This is a genomic window from Planctomycetota bacterium (assembly GCA_033763975.1).
Lineage (GTDB): Bacteria > Planctomycetota > Phycisphaerae > Phycisphaerales > UBA1924 > RI-211.
On sequence record JANRJM010000006.1, the window covers coordinates 56,509 to 77,549 of the forward strand.

Annotated in this window: 14 protein-coding genes; 8 read left to right on the forward strand and 6 right to left on the reverse strand. The window is 71.8% G+C overall.

Features of this window, described 5'->3' with window-relative positions:
* Positions 1-185: 185 nt before the first annotated feature.
* From SFY69_03635 to SFY69_03650, 4 genes are read right to left on the reverse strand one after another with little or no spacing between them, the layout of a single operon-like run.
* On the reverse strand, positions 186-2,519 hold the full coding sequence (locus SFY69_03635) for a hypothetical protein (protein MDX2131128.1): 2,334 nt from the start codon (positions 2,517-2,519) through the stop codon (positions 186-188).
* Positions 2,516-4,777, reverse strand: a complete 2,262-nt coding sequence (locus SFY69_03640; protein ID MDX2131129.1) for a BatA domain-containing protein — start codon at positions 4,775-4,777, stop codon at positions 2,516-2,518. The genes SFY69_03635 and SFY69_03640 overlap by 4 nt, the downstream gene beginning before the upstream one ends.
* The gene (locus SFY69_03645; GenBank protein ID MDX2131130.1) at positions 4,774-5,799 is read right to left on the reverse strand and encodes a DUF58 domain-containing protein; all 1,026 of its coding nucleotides are present in this window, start codon (positions 5,797-5,799) and stop codon (positions 4,774-4,776) included. The genes SFY69_03640 and SFY69_03645 overlap by 4 nt, the downstream gene beginning before the upstream one ends.
* A gap of 12 nt (positions 5,800-5,811) precedes the next feature.
* On the reverse strand, positions 5,812-7,029 hold the full coding sequence (locus tag SFY69_03650) for a hypothetical protein (protein MDX2131131.1): 1,218 nt from the start codon (positions 7,027-7,029) through the stop codon (positions 5,812-5,814).
* A gap of 192 nt (positions 7,030-7,221) precedes the next feature.
* Between SFY69_03650 and SFY69_03655 the strand changes: the two genes are divergently transcribed.
* The 6 genes from SFY69_03655 to SFY69_03680 all read left to right on the forward strand — a co-directional run bounded on the left by SFY69_03655 (position 7,222) and on the right by SFY69_03680 (position 15,547).
* Positions 7,222-7,650 (forward strand): carboxymuconolactone decarboxylase family protein, encoded by a 429-nt coding sequence (locus SFY69_03655; GenBank protein MDX2131132.1) that lies wholly within the window; start codon positions 7,222-7,224, stop codon positions 7,648-7,650.
* Positions 7,651-7,808: 158 nt separating this feature from the next.
* The gene (locus tag SFY69_03660) at positions 7,809-9,119 is read left to right on the forward strand and encodes a CCA tRNA nucleotidyltransferase (protein ID MDX2131133.1); all 1,311 of its coding nucleotides are present in this window, start codon (positions 7,809-7,811) and stop codon (positions 9,117-9,119) included.
* Positions 9,120-9,318: 199 nt separating this feature from the next.
* Entirely contained in the window at positions 9,319-10,734 is a 1,416-nt protein-coding gene (locus tag SFY69_03665; GenBank protein MDX2131134.1) for a hypothetical protein, read from the forward strand.
* A gap of 61 nt (positions 10,735-10,795) precedes the next feature.
* Positions 10,796-12,097 carry a hypothetical protein gene (locus SFY69_03670; GenBank protein ID MDX2131135.1) on the forward strand — a complete coding sequence of 434 codons (1,302 nt, stop codon included), beginning with the start codon at positions 10,796-10,798 and terminating at the stop codon, positions 12,095-12,097.
* Between the two features lie 133 nt (positions 12,098-12,230).
* Positions 12,231-13,979 carry a M3 family oligoendopeptidase gene (locus SFY69_03675; protein MDX2131136.1) on the forward strand — a complete coding sequence of 583 codons (1,749 nt, stop codon included), beginning with the start codon at positions 12,231-12,233 and terminating at the stop codon, positions 13,977-13,979.
* Positions 13,980-13,984: 5 nt separating this feature from the next.
* Positions 13,985-15,547, forward strand: a complete 1,563-nt coding sequence (locus SFY69_03680) for a pyridoxal-dependent decarboxylase (GenBank protein MDX2131137.1) — start codon at positions 13,985-13,987, stop codon at positions 15,545-15,547.
* Positions 15,548-15,678: 131 nt separating this feature from the next.
* On the opposite strand, the gene SFY69_03685 is transcribed toward SFY69_03680, so the two are convergent.
* Positions 15,679-16,308, reverse strand: a complete 630-nt coding sequence (locus tag SFY69_03685; GenBank protein MDX2131138.1) for a hypothetical protein — start codon at positions 16,306-16,308, stop codon at positions 15,679-15,681.
* A 114-nt stretch (positions 16,309-16,422) separates the two neighbouring features.
* Here SFY69_03685 and SFY69_03690 point away from each other — a divergent pair, with 114 nt between their 5' ends.
* Positions 16,423-18,093 (forward strand): FAD-dependent oxidoreductase, encoded by a 1,671-nt coding sequence (locus tag SFY69_03690; protein ID MDX2131139.1) that lies wholly within the window; start codon positions 16,423-16,425, stop codon positions 18,091-18,093.
* A 318-nt stretch (positions 18,094-18,411) separates the two neighbouring features.
* Here the strand turns inward: SFY69_03690 and SFY69_03695 are convergent, their stop codons facing one another.
* Positions 18,412-19,644, reverse strand: coding sequence for a porin (locus tag SFY69_03695; protein MDX2131140.1), 1,233 nt, complete (start codon positions 19,642-19,644; stop codon positions 18,412-18,414).
* Positions 19,645-20,232: 588 nt separating this feature from the next.
* Here SFY69_03695 and SFY69_03700 point away from each other — a divergent pair.
* Positions 20,233-21,018 carry a response regulator transcription factor gene (locus SFY69_03700; protein MDX2131141.1) on the forward strand — a complete coding sequence of 262 codons (786 nt, stop codon included), beginning with the start codon at positions 20,233-20,235 and terminating at the stop codon, positions 21,016-21,018.
* Positions 21,019-21,041 lie beyond the last annotated feature (23 nt).

Consider the following 21,041-nt stretch of genomic DNA (forward strand, 5'->3'; position numbering starts at 1 on the left):
CCACGAGCGCGCCCGGCGCTTCCCTGAACAATCGTCCGAAACCGCACGCCGGCACAACCCTGTGCGCGCACGCGGGCGGTCGGGCACGTCCCATTACCAATGTACGCGGCGAACGCCCGGCGGGTGCGGACGTGACGCGCCCGTGACTCCTCGGGGAGCCCCGCCGCGCCCGCCCGCGCCATGGGTTATGAGAGCTTGATCAGGCGGCGGGTCATCCATTCCGCCGCGACGAGCACCATGAACAGAACCCACACGAACGGCTTGTCCCACAGCGTCTCGATGTCCGGCACGCCCTGCACGCGCACCTCGCGGTTGGGAAGCAGCGTCTCGAGCGCCTCGGGCCGGGCCGGGTCGAGCACGACCCCCCCGGACTGCTCGGCCAACGCCGCGAGCAGCGCGTGGTCGGCCTGCGGGTGGCGGAGTTCGTCGTCGGGGTTCACGACGTCGACCTTGGCCGTGATGTCGAGCCCCGCGAACATCGCGTCGGCGGGCTGGAGCGTGTACACCCCCGCGTCGGGAGGCACCCACGTGGCGCCGAAGACGCCGGGCAGGTCGTCGTCGCCGCCGCCTTCCGGACGCAGCACGATCTCGAACGGGCGTTCGCCCTCGCGCTCGGGCGTGATGCGCACCGTGACCGACGGCGGGCGGCGTTCGATCAGCGCCTGGTCGAGCAGCCGGATCGACACCCGCACGACGTCGCCCCGCCCTACGCGCTCGGGCGATGCGGCGAGGATCGCCGGGCGCCCGCTGCGCCCGAGGCTCTCGCGCGCCAGCAGACGCACGAGCGGGATCCAGATCCGCTCGGACAGCGTTTCGCCGCGGGCGTAGCGGTACCGCCAGGTCTCGTCGGTGCCGACGTAGGCGATCCGCCCCGCGCCGTACCGCATCGTCATGATGATCGGCGTGCCGGTGCCGCTCGGGTCCGAGGCGGCGTGCGCGGTCGCGAGCACTTCGGCCGTGGGCTTCAGGTTCTGCGGCGCGAATCGCTGGGCGTAGTAGAGTCGGGTCCAGCCCAGGTCGGGGTCGCTCAGTTCGGCCGGCCAGGCGCGGTCGCGAGCGTCGCTCAGGCGCAGCACGCCGTAGCGCTCCGCGCCCGGCGCAGGGCGCAGCACCACCGGCCCGGGCCAGGACTGCACGCCCTCCTCGGGGTTGGTCGAGAGCGTCACGGGCAGCAGGTCGGCGAGCGGCGTCCCGCGCCAGGCGTCGGGCGTGGCCGACGGCCCGCCGATCCACAGCAGCCCGGCGCCGCGCTCCGCCACCAGCGCCCGGATCTGTCGCAGTTGGTCCTCGCTGAAGAGCGCCGGGCGGATGTCGCCGATCACCACGACGTCGATCGTGTTCCACTCGTCCTTCGTGCGCGGGACGGCCGGCAGCGGGTCGGTCCCTTCCTGGATGTACCGCCGGTCGGAGGCCAGCAGCAGCGCCGAGGACCGGATCGACGCCTCGCGCACCAGCAGGTTCTTGACGTAGCGGTATTCCCAGCGCGGGTAGCCGTCGAAGTACGCGACGCGGATGGGCTGCTCCACCACCTGCACCTGCACGACCGCGCTGTTGTTGTCCTGCGTCAGGTCCGGGGTCTGCGCCCGCAGGCGCACGAGCGCCCGCAGCGGGCCGGCACGCGTCGGGCGCGTCGTCACCGTGACTTCCAGCGACGGGTCCGAGGAATCGAACGACCGCTCGTCGAGCGTGAGATTGGTGTCCGCGTCGATCAGTTCGACCACGCCCCGCACGGGCGCCCCCTCGCCCCCCCGACGGTCGATCCGCACGCGCACGGGCACGAAATCACCCGCGAACGCGGCCCCCGGCGCTTCGACGCCGGCGACGGCCAGGTCGGCCAGGTCCTGCGCGCTCCCCAAGGGCAGCACGAACACCGGCGTCCCGCGCGCCTCGAGCTGGCGCAGCGTGCCGCGCGACACCGCGTCGGCCGAGCGCCCGTCCGACACCAGCACCACCCCGGCCACGGGTCGCGACGCCACACGGCGCAGCGCCTGCTCGAGCGACTGCCCCAGCAGCGTGCGCGTGCCGGCGGGCTCGGGAATCTCGCCCGGCGCGCCCGCCAGGTCGTACGCCCCGGCGTCGAACCCCAGGTACAGCACGCCCCGGCGCTCGGCGATGCGCTCCAGCACGGGGCGGGCGGCGTCGAGCGACTCGCGCATCTGCGCCTCGCGCGCCACGCGCCGCCCGGCGCGCTCGACATCCGCCACGGTCATCGACGCCGAGCGGTCCAGCATCACCACGACCCAGTCGCGCTCGACGCGCTCGCGCGCCCGCACGAGTTGGGGGCGACAGAACAGCAGCACCAGAAGCACGATCAGCACGCCCCGCAGCCCCGCGAGCGCCATGCGCACGCCCCGCGGGCCCACGAGCCGCCCGTACGACCACGCGGCGTACGCGAACGCCGCCAGGGTGATGAGCAGCCATCCCCACGCGGGCACGGGCGTCACCAGCGAGAACTCCACGCCCGCGTCGGCCGACGAGAGTCGTTCGAGCCCGAGCAGCCGATCGATCCACGTGCTCACGCCGCACCCCCGGGCGCGTCGTCCACGCGTGCATGGCTGAAGAACCGGGCGAACACGGTCTCGACGAGCGCGAGCGCGATCGCGGCGCCCAGCAGGTACGGGCTGATCGGGGGCGTGTCGTCGGGGGTGCGTCCGTTGCGGGGCTCGCCCGCCTCGCCCGGGGCGTCGTCGCGCAGCCACTCGAACGCAACACCCGTCTGCGTGAGCCAGCGCTCGACGCCCTCACGCCCCGAGACGTCGACGCCCGCCCCGGCCGGGTCGGGGTTCACCGCGAGCATGCCGACCGTGGCGCCCCCGCCGCCACGCACGCTGTACAGCCCGGCGTAGCGCAGGGCCGGGTCGATCGCGCCGGAGGGGCCCACGCGCGCGAGCGCCGGCCCGGGCGCGTCCGCGCCGACGCGCACCAGTTCCGCCGCACCCTGCGGCAGGCCGGGCGCCAGGCCCGCGACCGACTGCACGGACCCGCCCGCGCGCCCCACGCTCTGGCGGACGAGTTCCTGCACCAGCGGGACCATGAGCGGGCGGGTCGGCAGGTCGGTCCATTCCAGGTGCACCGCCGTGCCGAGGTACACGATCGGCGCGCGCCCGCCGGGCGGGCTGGTGCTCACGAGCAACGCCGTGCCGTCGGACAGGGCGAGCAGCGTCTCGAACGACCCGGCCGGTCCTTGCGGGCCGAGCACCCGGCGCACCGCGACGCCCCGCAGCAGTTCGGGCATCTCGGCATTGAGCAGCGACAGGATCCCGCCCTGGTCCGCGCGCGTGTGCACCACGCCCAGGGCGTCGGGCATCTCGCGCGACTCGCGGGGCAGCGTCCAATCCAGCCCGAAGCGGGCGATCAGCGCGTCGCCCCACAGGTGCGTCTGCACGCCCTCGGGGGCGCTCACGATCACCGGCGCGCCGTTCGACCACGCACGCGCGACCTCGGCCCAGCCGGCGTCGTCGAGCAGGTCCGGGCGCGGGAGCAGCACCGCGTCGACCTCGTGCAGCGCCAGCCCCGTGTTCGCCGGGAGCGCGGGCCGCGCAGGATCGAACACGCTCAGGCGGATCTCACCCGCCTGGCGCCGGCGCACGCCCAGGTCGGTCTCGGGCGCGAGCGCGAGCGCCAGCCAGTCGCCCGAGCCGTACTCGTTCACCGCGGCCCCGACGCGCCCCGCGCCCGGGGCGACAAGCGCCACTTCCAGACGGTCGCGCACGGGCACGACGCGACGGAACGTGTCGTCGGGCGCGATGGCGTCGCGGTCGACATCGGCGCGCAGGACGATCCGCCCCTGCGACGCCGCGCCGCGCGGCAGTTCGACAGACGCCGACACGCTCGCCTCCGACTGCCCGGGGCTCCACGTGTGCACCACGCGGGCGCGCCCGTCGCTCGCGCCGTCGGCGCCCGGCCCTTCCACGCCCACCACCACGCGGGTGGTCTGTGCGGCTCCCGCGCCCGGGCCCGACCGCCGCAGCAGCACGCGCACCGGGGTCGACGTCGGCGCCGCCGCGCCCGCCCCCAGCAGCACCCGGCGCAGGGGCTCGACGCCCACGACCGCCACGTCGTCGACCACCGCCGTCGCGGGCTCGGTGGCCCGCAGCGCCACGCCCGTCGCCGGCAGGCGCGGCGGAGAGGTTTCCAGCGACACCGACCCCGCGCGGAACGCCGAGAGCACGACGACCTCCACGCGATCCCCGCTCGTGGCGGCCTGGCCCGCCGCGCCGGCGTCGCCCGCCGCCAACGCGAGGGCGCCCGCCAGATCCGAGCGGGCGTGCGTGCCGGGCAGCGCCGCGATGACCTCGCGGGCCGCGGCGAACTCGGGCGTCGGGGGCATCACCGGCGCGTCGGCCGGGCCGCCGGCCGTCACCACGCCCACGCGATCGCCCCGCGAGGCGTCGAGCGTGTCGATGATCTCCAGGGCGCGGCGCTTCGACCGGGCCAGGTCCGTTTCCCCCGTGCCGTCCGCCGCGAGCGACGCGAGCCCGTCGTCGATCACGAACACCACGGTGCGCGCGCCGCCCGCGGCACGCCCCGCCAACGCCCCGAGCACCGGCTTGCCGACCGCGAGCGCCAGCGCCGCCACCAGCAGGCAGCGCGTCGCGAGCAGCAGCAGTTGCTCCAGGTTGGTGCGCCGGCGCTGACGCCGGTAGGCCTCCAGCAGGAATCGCATCGCGCCCCACGGCACGGGGCGGCGCCGCCGGCGCATGAGGATGTGGATGAGGATGGGGATCGCGATGCAGGCGAGCGCCGCCGCCGCCAACGCGGGGTTGAGGAAGTTCACGCCGAGCTCCGCTTGAGCATGGCGTTGCGCCGCGCGATGAACGCCGCCAGGGGCGGTCCCAGCCAGTCGTGCGTGCTGATGGTCTCCCAGTCGAAGTTCATGCCCCGGACGATGCGCGAGACCTCCGCCTGGTGCTTGCGGAACACCTCCAGGTACGCCTTGCGGAGCCCGCGCGGGTCGATCCGCACCGCCGCCTCGCCCTCGAGCCCCACGAACGGCGCGCTATCGGTGAACGCGAACTCCTCTTCCGCCTTGTCGAGCACCTGGAAGACGATCACGTCGTGCCCGGCGTGGCGCAGGCGCGCCAGGGCCGTCTGCAGGTCGGCCGGATCCATGAACAGGTCGCTGGCGATCACCACGATCGAGCGGTTCGTCACCTTGCCGCGCACCTGGTCGATCACGCGCGAGAGGCTCGTGGGGCGGGCGCGTTCCGCCGGGTCCACCGGGTGCTGGTTCAGCGCGCCCACGATCTGGCGCCACGTGCTCTGGCTGCTCGACCGGCGCACGATCGCCCGGATCTCGTCGGCGAAGACCATCAGCCCCACCCGGTCGCCCTGCCCGAGCGTCACGTACGCGATCGCCGCCGCAAGGGCCGTCGCGTGGTCGAACTTGCTCCACGTCGCACGCCCGTCGACGCTCGCCGCCTTCCCCGTGCCCGACGCGTCCGCGAAGCTGCGGCTGCCGTAGAACATCGACCCCGACGCGTCGACCAGCAGCATCAGGTCGAGGTTCGTCTCCTGCTGGTGCTGCTTGAGATACAGCTTGTCCGTCCGCCCGAAGACCTTCCAATCCAGGTGGCGCAGGTCATCGCCGGGCACATAGGGCCGGTGTTGCGCGAACTCCACCGAGAGCCCGCGGTAGGGCGAGCGGTGCTGCCCGCTCGAGATTCCTTCCACGATCAGCTTCGCCCGCAGCTCGAACGACGACAGTCGCGCCAGCGTCTGCGGGTGCAGATACATCGACGGGTCCGCCTCGGGGGGCGGACGTTCATCGGCGGCGCGGCGGGGGTCGGGCGATGCCATGCTCGTCAGATGCTATCGGTCCTGCGGGGGCGACGGTTCGGGCGCCGACGCCGGCTTTGCGTCGTCCGCCCCCGGCTGTTCCGCCGGCGCGGGCGCCTCGGCCGGCCACGCCGCGGGCTCCAGGTCGGGCTGCATGAGCGCCAGCATCGCCATCGCCGTCCCGTACGCGCGGCTGCGTTCGAACACCCGGTCGTTCCACGCACCGTCCTCGTCGCGCACCGCGAACAGCCGCTCGCGCACGCGCCGGCGATACTCCACGCGCTCCTCCGCGGGCAATCGCTCGACGCACTGCGCCGCGTAGAAGTGCGCGAACATGAAGTAGTACGGCGCCACGGCGTACGGGCCCTGGTGCGTGCCGGGCTTGGCCCGCCGGTCTTCCAGCCACAACCAGTGCGTCAGGAACGCGTCCACCGCGCCGCGCACGTCGCGCACCCGCCCGCGCCCCGCCAGCAGCAGCGTGCACTCGGCGCTCGTCATGCGTCCGACCGCGCCGGGCGTCGCGTCGGCCCGGCGGGCGCGCCGATCGGCGTCGCCGCTGTAGACCACCGAGCCCGTGCCGCCCCGGGCCTTTTCCAGCACGCGCAGCGCACGATCGACCACGCCCGCGTCGATCTCCTGCCCCGCCGCCCGCGCCGCGAAGAGCGCCTGCAGCGCACGGGCCGTCATGAAGGGCGACGGCGCCGACGCTTCCTCGCGTGGCCCGCGCGCGTAGTTCCACCCGCCCGCCTGCGGGATCTCCATCGCCACGAGCGCCCGCACGTACCACGCGAGCGATTCATCGCACGCGCCGGCGTGCGCCGCCGGGATCAACTCCCGCTGCCGCAGCGTCGCCAGGCACGCGATCGCCTCGATGTACCCCCACGCGCGCACGTCGTACCCGCCCGCGTACTCGTCCGGGCTCATCAGAGCCTCCGACCTCGCCGCGCACATGAACGCCAGCGCCCGCGCCACCGCGTCCTGCCGCGCCGCCGAGGCCTGATACCCCGGCGCGAGCGCCAGCGCCTGCGCCACGATCGCCGTGCCGCCCACGCGATAGCCGATCGGGATCTCGCCCCGCACGCGGTACACGCCCTCGTAGGGCCACTCGCCCTCGCGCTCGCGCATCGCGACGAGCAGGTCCGCGCCCTTCTCAAGCGCGGCCCGCACGCCCTCGTCCGACAAGTCCGCGGGCGCCGCGGCCGCCCCCGGCTGCGCGGCCGGCTGCGCGGTAGCCCGTGCTAGGCCGAGCATGCCCGGGCTCGCCGGCGAACCCCCGCGAGGCACGCCGGAGCAGCCGGCGCCGATCACGCCCAACGCAAGGCCAACACCCGCGAACACCATTGCGCACGCGTGTCCAAGTCGCCCGCAGACGCTCGCCATGCCGCACCTCCCGGCGGAGCGTACCGCGCCCGGGCCCGCGTGCCCCGCCGCTACCCTGTGCGCATGAGCCAGCAGCCCGCTCCCGGCACGTCCCGCTACGACGCCTTTCAGGCGTACCGCACGAAGATGAACGCCCGCATCACGGGCGACGACGCCGCCCGCGCCGCGGCGGGTGCATCGCGCCCCGACGGCTCGGTCGCGCCCGGCGGCACGCTCGTGACGAAGCGGTTTTTCTCGCTCGATCACCAGACCTACGCCGCGGGCGCACTCGATGTGAAGACCAAGGAACTGCTCGGCCTCGTCGCCTCCACGGTCCTCCGCTGCGACGACTGCATCGCGTACCACGTCGACCAGTGCGTGAAGGTCGGCGTCACCGACGAGGAACTGTGGGAGGCCTTCGACGTCGCGCTCATCGTCGGCGGGTCGATCGTGATCCCCCACCTCCGCCGCGGCGTGGAGTTCCTCGACCAGGCACGCCAGCCCAGAACCTAACTTCCATCGACTGCCACTCCGCCACTTTTCCACTCAACCACTCTGCCACTTTCCCCGCTGCCACTTTTCCACTCTGCCACTCCACCACTTACCCCGTTGCCACTCTGCCACTTTTCCACTCAACCACTCTGCCACTTTCCCCGTTGCCACTTTCCCCGGTGAACCCCGCGCATCCCGACCAACCCCCGCACGCGCGCGTCGCCGCCACGTCGATCGTCCGGACGCTCCGCGACGCCGGGCACCTCGCGTACTTCGCCGGCGGGTGCGTCCGCGATGAGCTGCTCGATCTCGCGCCCAGCGACTACGACGTCGCGACCGACGCCACGCCCGACCGCGTTTCGGCCTTGTTCCCCCGCTCGGGCGAGGTCGGCAAGTCGTTCGGCGTGGTGATCGTCCGGCTGTTCGGCGAGGTCGTCGAAGTCGCGACCTTCCGCACCGACGACTCGTACTCCGACCGTCGCCGCCCAGACGCCGTGCGCTTCTCCACGCCCGAGGACGACGCCCAACGCCGCGACTACACCGTCAACGCGCTGTTCCTCGACCCCTTCGGCGTGCCGATGGCGGGCATCCGCGCGCCCCGTTACGGCGGGGCGGTGATCGACTACGTCGGGGGCATGCGCGACCTCGACGCCCGCGTGCTCCGGGCCGTCGGAGACCCGCACGCACGCCTCGACGAAGACCACCTGCGGGCGTTGCGGGGTGCGCGCCTGGCGGCCCGGCTGGGGTTCGACATCGAGCCCGCCACGGCAGCGGCGATCCGCGCACACGCCTCGCAACTCGCCGGCGTCAGCCGCGAACGCATCGGCGACGAGGTCCGGCGGATCCTGCTGCACCCCACCCGCGCCCGGGGCGTGGCGCTCTTGCAGGAACTCGCGCTGGAGCCGAGCGTGCTGGAGGCGCCGCCGCAAGCCCCCGGCACGGCCCTGGCCGCCCCGACACCCGGCGCGCTCCCGCGCCTCGCGGCACTCCCACCGGATGCGTCGGTCGGGCTGTGCCTGGCGGCGTGGGCGCTCGACCGCCACGCGGACCCGTCGCGGGTCCCCAGCGCCGACCTCGTCCGCGACTGGCGCCGCGCCCTGTGCCTGAGCAACGACGAACGCGACGAAGTCGCCGACACCCTGCGCCTCCTCGCGGTGCTCCGCACCGACTGGGACGCCATGGGTGTGGCGCCGCGCAAGCGTGCGGCGGCGTCGGCGGCGTTCGGCGGGGCGCTCACGCTCCTCGCGGTCGAGTCCCCATCGCTCGGGGCCGCCCGCCGGGCGGATCTCGCCGCCCTGGCCGCCAGTGGCATCGCCCCCCCGCCCCTGCTGGGCGGCGACGACCTGATCGCCCTGGGCGCCCGCCCGGGCCCGGCCTTCCGCGGGGTCCTGGACAGCGTCTACGACGCCCAGTTGGAAGGGCGGGTGGCGACCGCGGCCCAGGCGCGCGACCTCGCGCGGGAACTGTTGGGCGGATCAGGCGTCTCATAGGGGTCGGGCGGGTCTTGCCCGATGGTGCGTGTTGCGGTCTAATCTAGACGTTCGAGATTTCACGCGGGCGTTGCCGCGCGGGCCGTCCGCCCGGCGACGTCAGGATGGTTCCAATCGGCTCCTCGACACGGGCGCCGAAAAGCAGGGGTTTGCGATGACTCAACTCCGAAAGACATGGCGTAGCGTGTGGACGGCCGGCGTGCTCGGCGTTCTGGTCGGCATGGCGGCCCCGGCCATGGCCCAGCCGGGCCGGGCAACCCCCCCGGCGAAGAAGGACGAAGACCCCAACCGCTTCGCGCGGATCATCCTGCGAGCCACCAACAAGGTGCTCGAGGGCGAGATCATCTCGGAGACGACGACCACGCTGCGGTTCCGGTCGTCGATCAACGGGATCCCGTTCGAGACCGACTACCAGAAGGCCGAGATCCTGCACATCCAGCGGGGCATCCCCGCGACGGCGACGCCCTCGGACGCGCCGGCGAACGGCGAGCCCGCGGCGCCCAACGTGCCCGCGTTCGACGCGTCCGTGCCCCCGGGGACGGGCGGCCCGCGCCAGAACCTGTACTGGGTCGACCTCGAGGGCGTTTTCGGCGAGGACATCTCGCAGACCCCGATCAGCAAGGCCATCGACGACGCGCAGCGCAACAACGCCGACGTCATCGTGCTGCACCTGAACGCGGACTTCGAGCAGAACCCGCTGGAGCCCCTGCCCAACGACGCGGCGAACTTCGACGAGATCTTCCGGGCCGAGAGCATCGTCCCGATCTTCACCGAGCAGATCCGGCGCAAGTGGGACAAGCAGCCCCGCGTGGTCTTCTGGGTCCGCCAGGCGATGGCCGGGGCCGCCCTGCTCCCGCTCATCAGCCCCGAACTCTACTTCCACAGCGAGGGACGCCTGGGCGGGCTGGGCAACCTGACGTTCATGTTCGAGGGCGTCGGCGACGACGTGGTCCGCGAGAAGCAGCGTTCGCTCCGACTCGGGCACGCCGAGGGCTGGGCGATCGCCGGCGGGTACGACCACCGCCTCGTCCGCGCCATGGCCCGTTACGAGTACGTGCTCTCCGTCCGCTTCGTGAACGGCAAGCCCGAGCTCTTCGAGGGCTACCCCTCCAACCCCGGCGAAGAACTCCTGACCGACGACGGCAAGGACGCGAACGTCGACGGCCTGCGCGAGCGCGTCTCGGGCACCGGCAACGACGTGCTCACCCTGACCGCCCGCGTCGCCAAGATCCTGGGCGTCTCCAAAGACACGGTCGACACCCGCGACGACCTGCTCGTCGCCATGGGCATCGACCGCACCTACGCCGACGTTCCCGGACGTTCCAAGCAGATCATGAAGGAATGGTCCGACGGGCTCGACCGCACCAAGCGGCGACTGCGCGACCTGCTCGAGGAGTTCGGCGAGGTCCGCATCGACGAACCGAATAACTACCAGAACCGTACCAGAGCCCGTGGCCAGCAGAAGCGCATCCTCGAGGAAATGAAGCGCCTCCTCCGCCAGTGGGGCGAGGGGCTCAGCCCGCGCTGGCTGGCCCAGAACGGCATCCCGGACGAGGCCCAGATCAACCTCCGCCTCGAGCAGATCAACATCGAGCAGCAGAAGGACCGGCGCTGATCCCCCCGACCACCCCCCCACCCACGCACCCTGATCCGACCATCCCGAGGGAGAGTTCGACATGAAGAACGTGCTGCACATGACCCGGTCCCTGCTGCTCACGCTCCTGGCGGCGGCGGCGCTGCTCGTCTCCGCGACGGGCGCCTTCGCCGCCGACCGCATCACGCTCAAGGACGGGCGGACCGTCGAGGGCACCATCGTCCGCGAGGTCGAGGGGTTCGTCTGGATCCGCACCAGCGTCGGCGGCATCGAGCAGGAGAAGATGTTCACGCCCGACGAGGTCGCGACGATCGCGCGAGACGCGGCGTCGGGCCCCGCGCCCGCGGCGCCCGTCGCGGCCAAGGACGACGCCCCCAAGGCCGCCCCCCGCTCGGGCGCGCCCCGGGCCGCGATCATCACGCTCGGCTCGCGTGATTCGCGCGAGGGCGACACCATCGGCATCGACATCCAGGCCTTCGCGCTCAAGGAACTGATCCCGATGCTCGAGGACGAACTCGGCACCGACGGGACGGGCGTGGTCGTCTTCCGCATCACGAGCGGCGGCGGGCTGCTGCTCGAGATCCAGCGCCTGAGCGACGTCATCCAGGACGAGTACAAGAAGCGCTTCCGCACGGTCGCGTGGATCGACTCGGCCATCTCCGCCGCCGCCATGACCAGCCACTGCATCGAGGAGATCTACTTCACCCCGCAGGGCAACTACGGGGCGTGCACGGGCTGGTCGGGGCAGTTGTCCGCGGTGAAGGGGCGTGGCCTCGAGGAAGTTCTGTACATGATGGAGCGCATCTCGGCGCGTGGCGGGTACAACCCGCTCATCATGCGTTCGATGCAGATCCAGGTCCCGCTCTCGGCGACGATCGACGCCAACGGCGAGGTGAAGTTCTACGCCGACTCCACCTCCGGCAACATCCTCGTGAACCGCGACAACGAGATCCTGACGTTCAACGCGAACACCGCGGCCGAGGTCAAGTTCTCGCGCGGGACCGCCTCGACGATCCAGGAACTGCAGACCCTGATGGGGTACAAGGAACTGGAGTGGGTCGGGACGCAGGAGAAGGGGTACACCTGGCCGATCTCCCGCGCCGAGAAGTGGAACATCAACTGGCGCCGCAAGGTGAAGGAAGACGAGACGCGCACGGGCGAGTACTGGACGCGCTACCAGATGCACGTGCAGGCCGCCGCGAGCGAACCCCGCGAGACGCGCGGGCGCTTCGTCAACCAGGCGCGCGACATGCTGAACAAGATCCGCGAGGCCACCCGGCGCAACCCGAACATGGGCCTCCTCACGTTCAACGTCTTCACGCAGGAAGAGCTCGACGAGTTCTTCGAGCGTGAGGAGAAGCGCCTGCGCGACCTGATGCGCTGAGCGCCCGCCCGGGCGCACCCGCACCCCGCAACTCCTCCACGCCCCGCCGGCCCCGCCCGCGGGGCGTTGTTCTTTTCGCCGGTCCGCTTCGCGGCACGCCGGCCCCGCCGCGTCACGCCCGTACCATCGGCCCATGACGACGTTCGTGCCCGCCGAGGTCGACGCGACCACGTTCCCGCCCCTGGAGCCCCTGTTCCGCGACCTGCTCGAGCGCCCGGTGACATCGCCGGGCGCGCTCGAGGCGTGGCTGCTGGATCGGGGCGAACTGATCGCCGCGGTGGGCGAAGGGCGTTCGCGCCTGTACATCGCGATGACCTGCCGCACGGGCGAGTCGCAGACGCAGGAGGCGTTCACGCGCTACCTGGAGGACGTGGCCCCGCGACTGTCGCCGCTGTTCTTCGAGCTCGACACGCGCCTGGTCGACCTGGAGCGGGCGCACCGGCTCGACGAGGCGCGCTACGCGGTGCTGCTGCGCAACGCCCGGGCCGACGTCGCGATCTTCCGCCCGGAGAACGTCCCGCTCGTCACCGAGATCGACAAGCTCGCGCAGCAGTACGACCAGGTCTGCGGCGCGATGACGGTGGAGTTCGACGGGCAGACCCGCACGCCCTCGCAGATGGCCCGGTACCTCGAACTGCCCGAGCGCGCGACGCGTGAGCGCGCGTGGCGGAGCGTGGCGGAGCGCCGTCTGAACGACCGCGAGCGCGTCGACGCGATCTACGACGAGCTCGTCGCGCTGCGGACGCGCGTCGCGCGCAACGCGGGGTTCGATACGTACACGCCCTACGCGTTCGCGCAGCTCCACCGCTTCGACTACGGCGTCGCCGCGTGTGAGCGCTTCCACGAGGCGGTGGAGCGCGAGATCGTCCCGCTCGTGCGCCGGCTGGAGGCGCAGCGGGCGCGGACGCTGGGGGTGCAGACGCTGCGCCCGTGGGACCTCGCGGTCGACGTCAAGGGCCGCCCGCCGCTGCGCCCGTTCGACACCGGCGCCGACCTCATCGCGCGGATGCGGACGGTGTTCCGCCGGCTGGACCCGCGCCTGGGCGAGCTGTTCGAGCGCCTGGGCGACGGGACGGAATCCGTGCGGAGCGACGCGGACGTGGGGCGTGTGCGGCTCGACCTCGACAGCCGCCCGGGCAAGGCGCCGGGCGGATACCAGTCGATGCTGCACCGCTCGCGCGTGCCGTTCATCTTCATGAACGCGGCCGGGCTGCAGCGCGACGTGATGATCATGGCCCACGAGGCGGGGCACGCGTTCCACTCGATGCTCTGCGAGCACGAGCCGCTGGTGGAGTACCGCGATGCGCCGATCGAGTTCGCGGAGGTCGCGAGCATGGCGATGGAGCTGCTCTCGATGCGCCACTGGGGCCCGCTGGGCCCGGGGCGCGCGTTCTACGACGACGACGAGTCGTTCCGGCGCGCGCAGCGCGACCAACTGCAGCAGACCATCTCTCGCCTCCCGTGGATCGCGACCATCGACGCCTTCCAGCACTGGGTCTACGCGAACCCGGGGCACACGCGCGACGCGCGCACCGCGCAGTGGCTCGCGCTCGACGCGCGCTTCGGCTCCTCGGTCTCGTGGGAGGGCCTGGAGCCCGCGCGCGACGCGGCGTGGCAACGCCAGGGGCACCTGTTCTCGTACCCGTTCTACTACATCGAGTACGCCATCGCGCAGCTCGGGGCCCTGCAGCTCTGGCTCGACGCCGTCGAGAAGGACGAGGCCGACGCGATCGGACGCTACACGAGCGCGCTGGCGCTGGGGGGCAGCCGCCCGCTGCCCGAGCTGTTCGCGCGCGCGGGGCTGCCGTTCGACTTCGGGCCAGAGATCGTCTCACGGCTGGCCGAGGGCGTCGAGCGTCACCTCGAACGCCTGCCGGAGTAGCGCCCGTGCCCCAGCACCAACCCCAACCCCAACCCGAGCTCATGCCCAAGGCCATGCCAGAGCCCCAGCCCGAGCCCATCCCGCACATGGCGCCCGAGGAGTTCCGGCGTCTGGGCGAGCGCCTGCTCGGCTGGATCGCCGACTACTGGACGCGCGTCGAGGGCTTGCCCGTCGCGTCGCGGGCCGCGCCCGGCGATGTGCTGCGCGCGCTCCCCGAGTTCCCGCCCGAAGCGGGCGAAGACCTGGCGGCGGCCTTGCTGGCCGATCTCGAGCGGATCGTGCTGCCGGGCCTCACGCACTGGCAGCACCCGATGTTCTTCGGCTTCTTCCCCGCGAACATCTCCGCCCCGTCGGTGCTGGGCGAGTTGCTCTCCGCGGGGCTCGGCGTGCAGGGCATGCTGTGGGCGACGAGCCCGGCCTGCACCGAGCTCGAGATGCGCGCGCTCGACTGGCTCGGGCACGCGCTGGGCCTGCCCGACGCGTTTCTGTTCCGCGGGGGCGGCGGGGGCGTCATCGACGGCACGGCGAGCGAGGCCGTCGTGAGCGCTATCACCGCGGCGCGGCACCGAGCGCTGCGGGCGCTCTCCGAGTCGTCCCGCCGCGACGCCGCCGGGCGCCTCACGCTGTACACGAGCACGCAGGCGCACTCGTCGATCGTGAAAGGCGCGATGGTGACGGGCCTGGCGCTCGACGCGGCCGATCGGGCGCGCGTCCGCCTCATCGACACCGATCCCGCCGGCGCGATGGACGCCGACGCGCTGGCCCGCGCGATCGACGCCGACCGCGCGGCCGGGCTCGTGCCGTTCTTCGTGTCCGCCACGCTCGGCACCACCGGCGCCACCGCCGTCGACCCGCTCGCGAGCATCGCCCGCGTGCTCGCCCGCCCGCCCGAACCCCGCCCCTGGCTGCACGTCGACGCGGCCCACGCCGGCGCGATGCTCGTCTGCCCGGAGTTCCGCTCGCCGGCGGCGGGTGTCGAGCACGCCGACTCGTTCACCTTCAACCCGCACAAGTGGCTCCTCACGAACTTCGACTGCAACTGCCTCTGGACGCGCGACCCGGCCTCGCTCACGGCGTCGCTCTCCATCGTGCCGGAGTATCTCCGCAACGCCGCGTCAGACGCTGGGAGCGTCGTCGATTATCGCGATTGGCACGTCCCGCTCGGGCGGCGCTTCCGCGCGCTCAAGCTGTGGCTCGTCATGCGCCACTACGGGCTCGCGGGGCTGCGTGCGTACATCCGCGAGCACGTGCGTCTGGCGGGGTTGGTCGAGTCCTGGGTGCGCATCGAGCCGCGCCTGGAACTCGCCGCCCCGCGCACGATGAACCTCGTCGTCTTCCGCCCGACGCCGCGCCCCGGCGAATCGCCCGGCGCCACCGACGCCCGCGCGCGGGCGCTGCTGGATCGTCTGAACGCGTCGGGCAAGATGTACCTGACGCACACGACGCTGCCGCCAGAGGTCGCGGACGGGCCGCCGCGCTTCGTGCTGCGCCTGTGCATCGGTGCCGTTTCGACGCGCGAAGAGCACGTGCGCGAGGCGTGGCGGCTGATCCTCGACGCGCTGGAATAGCACGCGCCGCGAGGCTGCATTCTCGCTGCCCCGCTGCCTTCGGTGCCCCGCTGCCTTCGAGTGCCTTCGAGTGCCTCGATGCCTGCCGTGATGTTGCCCATAACTTTGCCCGCGCGTTCCGCGGCTGGGCGCTACGGCCCCGGCGTGTCCGCCGCCGCCTCGCGCTCGATGGCGCGTGCCAGCCGGGCTTCCAGGTATTCGTCGCGCGTGTACGGGATGCTCGTGCCCAGGCCGACGCCCCGGGCCACCAGCATCGGGTCCACCGTGTACGACGCCGTCTGCCATGTGCGGCTCGAAACCCGCAGGCCCGGGGCCTGCACGCGGTACACCGTCACCTCGACGCGACCGCGCGTGGGCTCGGCGTCGGGCGAGTCGCCCTCGAACACCACGCGCACGCCCCGGCGCTGGCGGTTCAGCAGGTCCGACGTCTCCTGCCCCAGCGTCGTCTGCTCGGTGTCCCACGGCGCGGCGAGCCCGGGCGACGCCTTCTCGCGCGTCGTGATCACGCCCCCGGCCGCGTCGACGCGCTCGATCGTGAACCGCGCGTCGCGCAGCACACGCCGGGTCGCGTCGAAGGTCGCCGCGTACCGCCCCGGCTCGATGGCGAACTCGCCCGTGCCCTTCGCGCCGCAGCCGCCCGGCGCGCCCGCGAGCACCGCGCACAGGAGCGCTCCCAGCGCGGCGGCCCACCGAACGCCCCGGGGCGCTCCGCGCCGTGTCCCGCCCGCCCGACCAGCCGCCCATGCGCCGCGTTGCCGCATGGGCGAAGCGTACCGGGCCCGGACGCGGGACGCGCACGCGCCGGGGCGGTGCGGCACCTACCGTTGGCGTTCGGCGGGCCTCGCGGCGCGCCGCAGCGCTCCGATGGAGGACGAATGGCCGACACTGCACCCGGACACGCCGGGCCCGACGCCCGCCAGCCCGCACACGCCCCGCGCGATCCCGGCCGGATCGTGATCATCGGCGCCGGCCCCACGGGGCTGGGCGCGGGCTACCGCCTGAAGGAGCTCGGGCACGCGAACTTCGAGATCTTCGAGCGTCACCCGTACGTGGGCGGGCTCGCGCACAGCTTCACCGACGACGCCGGGTTCACGTGGGACATCGGCGGGCACGTCATGTTCAGCCACTACACGTACTACGACCGCTGCTTCGAGCGCCTCATGGGCGAGGAGTTCACGCTCAACAACCGCGAGTCGTGGGTCCGCATGATGGACCGCTGGGTGCCCTACCCCTTCCAGAACAACGTGCGCTACCTCCCGCCCCAGGCGTGCTACGAGTGCCTGAGCGGGCTCATCAAGGCGCAGCACGGCAAGGGACGCGTGCCCTCCCCCGCCGCCGCGGCCAACTTCGGCGAGTTCATCGACGCCGTTTTCGGCGAGGGCATCGCGAAGTACTTCATGCGCCCGTACAACTTCAAGGTCTGGGCCTACCCGCCCGAGCGCATGAACAAGCAGTGGATCGGCGAGCGCGTCGCGGTGCTCGACGTCGACCGCGCGCTCCGCAACGCCATCCTCGGCACCGACGACTTCGGCTGGGGCCCCAACAACCAGTTCAAGTTCCCCCTGCGGGGCGGCACGGGCGAGTTCTACCGGCGGTTCGGCCCGGAACTGGGCCTCTCGCCCGACGGGCGCGAGACCCCCGCCTCGCACATCCGCCTGAACCGCGAGGTCGCGTCGATCGACCACGAGCGCCGGGAGGTCACGTTCCGCGACGGCACGCGCACGACGTACGACGCGCTGCTCACGACCATGCCGCTCGACGTGCTCGTCGGCTCGGTCCTGCGCGGGGCGATCCCGGACCGGGTGCGCGCCGCCGCCGCGGGGCTGCTGCACTCGTCGGGCTACATGGTGGGGATCGGGCTCAAGAGCCGCACGCCCGGGGGCGGCACGCCCAGCACCATGAGCTGGATGTACTTCCCCGAGGACAACTGCCCCTTCTACCGCGTGACATACCTCTCGAACTACTCGCCCTTCATGACGCCCGACAAGGCGAACTACTACTCGCTGCTGTGCGAAGTCTCGGAGAGCGAGGTCAAGCCCACGCCCGGCAACGCCGGGAAGAACCCCGACGCGGTGATCGAAGACGTCATCGGCGGGCTGGAGCGCGCCGGGCTGCTGGAGCCGGGCGAGCGCGCGAACATCGTGAGCCGCTGGTGCTACTACGCCGACTACTCGTACCCCACGCCCAGCGTCGAGCGCGACGCGATCCTGAGCGAGGTCATCCCGTGGCTGGAGTCCCGCGGCATCTACTCGCGCGGGCGCTTTGGCATGTGGAAGTACGAGGTCGCCAACACCGACCACTCGCTCATGCAGGGTGTCGAGCTCGCCGACCGCCTGCTCCTGGGCCAGCCCGAGACGACCATCGGCATGGTCTACCGCGTGACCGACGACGGGCGCAACGCCGCGAGCCACGAACGCCCGGCGCACGCGGGCAGCGGCGAGAAGCGCCTCGCGCACGTCGAGGTGAAGCCCGCCCCCGCGGGTGATGTCGACGCCGGCGACGTGGGCGAAGACGAAGTGGGCATGACGGGCGGCGCGCGGAAGTAGGCAGGAGTTCCGGAGCAACGAAGTTCCGGAGTTCCGGAGTTCCGGAGTACAGAAGTTCCGGAGTGGGGAATGGCCGCGAACGGCCGGGTCGCGCCGGACCTGTGCGGCTCCCACACTTCCGGACTCCGGAACCTGCGTCATGTCGGAACTTCTGCACGCCGTGACTTCGGAACTCCGTGACTTCGGAACTCCGTGACTCCGGAACTCCGGAACTTCGGAACTTCGGAACTTCGGAACCCCCGCACTTTCCCGCCAATGACAAAGGCCCGCCCCTTTCGGGACGGGCCTTGCGAAGAACGATCTGTTCAGATCAGGTCTTTACCAGATGACCTGGCCCTGGAAGGCGAAGGTGAACTCGCCCTCTTCGGAGTCGCCGAGGAACACGTGGCGGGTGTCGCCGATGATGCCCGACGAGCCGAAGACGTTGGTGGTGTCGTTGAAGGCGTAGCCGGCCTGGAAGGTGAAGCGGACGGCGTGCGACTCGGGGGAGAGGAAGTAGTGGACGCCGACGGTGCCGAAGTGGACGTCGGTGTCGCCGCCGAAGACGGAGTCGTCGAGGAAGATGCCGTCCCAGCGGCCGAAGAGCTCGACCTGGTCGGTCACGAAGAAGCCGGCGCTGACCTCGCCGCCGAAGTTGTCGAAGTCGGTCCCGCCGGCGGGGTCGATGTGCGTGCCGTACATCGCGGCGAAGATGTTCCAGCCCGCGCTCTTCCACTGGGCGTCGATGGTGTAGTCGATGACGTCGACGTCGGCGGTGCCGCCGGTCTCGCCGCCGGTCTGGTAGTTCACGCCCGCGCCGATGAGCAGGCCGTCCTCGCTGGCGCTCTTCCAGGAGGAGAAGTAGTTCCAGGTGTTCCAGTCGGTGCCCATCGCCATGAACTCGACGCGGGCGTTGACGCCGAAGTCGGCCTCGGCGGCGCTGTTGAAGTCGGCGTTCTGCCCGCCGATGCCGTCGTGGAAGCCGAAGATCACGCGGAACTGCTCGGCGTTGTAGGCGAACTGGGCACCCTGGACGTACCCGCTGGAGAACGCGGCGTAGGCGATGGAGCGGTCCATGGCCTGCTGGTACTCGCGGTCAACGAGCTGCACGCGGTGCAGGCCCAGGTTCTGCTGGCCCCACTTCACCGTGAAGCCGTTCTCGAAGTCGTACGCGCCCCAGGCCTCCTCGAGGGCGAACGTGCCGCCGCCGGGGTTCTCGTCGGAGAAGTTGCCCTGGATCTTGTACGAGAGGTTCTTGTCCCAGATCGTGCCGTGGAAGCGCAGACGCTGGACGGGCAGGTTGAAGCCCTGGGTGAAGTCGTCCTGATCGCCGACGGTGGAGTCGTCGCGGAACGAGAGGTTGAGACGCGTCGTCGTGGTCCCGCCGATGCGGAGCACGTTGTTGGCGCCGTCGCCGATCTCGAAGAACCCGTTCGTGTACCCGGCGACCGGGGCGAGCTGGCTCGTCCGGTTCGCCGCGTCGGCGCGCAGTTCGATCGCGTCCGTGCCCGCGAGGGCCACGCTCGAGATCGCCGCACCAGCCATCGCCACCATCACCTTGGTCTGACTCATCTGTGTCAACTCCTTGAAAGGACCAACACCATCCCTGCAATCCGTTCCCGGCTTGGGCGATGCGGTCCAGCCGCCCGTCCGGCACACGGGGCGGCCACGAAGCCGTCCCGTCCTATCGCAGCCCGGAGCCGCGGGAATCCCGCGCCGCTCTCCGAACCGGGGCTTCGCGCCCCTGTGTGCCCGACCCGCCGGGGTCGGCGCTCTCCCCGAGGGCTCCGCCCCCGGCACGCTTCGGACCACCGTGGTCCGAGTACTCTCGTCTGCTGTGCGATCCTGCGTCCAAACTTCCAGCAAACCCTACTCAGCGCGGTTCGACCCGCCCACGAACTCGACCCCCGAACCTCACCAAACCCCGCGAGATCCGCCCGCGAACAGGCGACTTTGGGCCGGACTATACCCCGCGTGATTAGCGACTGCAAACCGGGCCATTGACAATTTCGGTCCGTGAGTTATCGCGACACAAGTTTTCCACGCTTTCCCCTCCCCTCCACCTCCGACCCCAAAGCTTTACACAATCCAAGCGCCCGCCCGCTGGAAGACGCGTGAAGCGCTGTTTATTCTCGGGTACGAGGATTTACCGAACACACCATGAAGACGCAAGACCCGCTCTCATTTGAACTTAAGGACTTTGCGATGTCCAACGCCCGCAAGCACGTCCTGGTTGTGGATGACGAGAAGGACCTCGTCGAACTCCTTACTTACAACCTCAAGCGCGCCGGATTCGACGTTTCCGCCGCTTTCACCGGCAGGCAGGCGCTCGAACGCATCGCCCTCGAACCCCCCGATCTGGTCATCCTCGACATCATGCTTCCCGAGCTCTCGGGCACGGAAGTCGCCAGCCGAATCCGCTCCAACCCCGCGACGGCCGCTCTGCCCATCGTCATGCTCACCGCCAAGAGCGAGGACGTCGACCAGATCGTCGGCCTCACGGTGGGCGCCGACGACTACATCGCCAAGCCGTTCGCCACGAAGGTCCTGCTGGCGCGCATCGACGCCGTGCTCCGCCGCGCCGGGCGCTCCGCGGGCGAGCAGCGCATCGTCTCGATGGGCGGGGTGACGATGAACCTCGAAACGCACGAAACGGTGATCGACGGCGAGCCCGCCAAGCTCACGCTCACCGAGTTCCGCCTGCTCAGCGCCCTCATCCAGGGCAACGGGCGGGTCCTCAGCCGCGCCGCACTCATGTCGCGCGCCATGGGCCCGGGCGTCACGGTCACCGAGCGCACGATCGACGTGCACGTGACGGCCATCCGCAAAAAGCTGGGATCGCAGGCGAGCATCGTCAAGACCGTGCGCGGCGTGGGGTACCGGGCGACGCCCGACCTCGAAGCCGACGAAACCACCGGCGAGACGACGCAGGCCTCCGTCCCCTGACGCCCTCCGGGCCGTAGAGTGCA